Origin of the sequence: Cryobacterium sp. RTC2.1, assembly GCF_035018685.1 — a bacterium.
Taxonomy (GTDB): Bacteria; Actinomycetota; Actinomycetes; order Actinomycetales; family Microbacteriaceae; genus Cryobacterium; species Cryobacterium glucosi.
Map to the genome: position 1 here is coordinate 1 of NZ_JASJXJ010000391.1, position 261 is coordinate 261.

Here is a 261-nt window from a genome sequence, read left to right on the forward strand (position 1 = left end):
CATTTGATCGCTAATTAACCGGCCACTTCAGCACCGTTTCCGGCCAATTGATCACGGTGCCTGCGGCGGTCGGTTTTTGGGGTCGTTTCCTCGCACTGACCGGCGGCGGAGTGGCGTTGGGGTGGACCAATCGGCGTCAGGTTCGAGACCAGCCGGGCCTGGTCGGGGCTATTTCATGAGGGCGTGCTTGACGCGGTAGGACTCGCCGCGAAATTGGAGGAGGCGGCCGTGGTGGACGATGCGGTCGATGACGGCGGCGGC

At 64.0% G+C, this 261-nt stretch carries 1 protein-coding gene; it reads right to left on the reverse strand.

The annotated features are described in order from the left end of the window. Positions 1-168: 168 nt before the first annotated feature. On the reverse strand, positions 169-261 hold a 93-nt coding region (locus QN357_RS19425; RefSeq protein WP_323505461.1), incomplete at its 5' end, for an ATP-binding protein.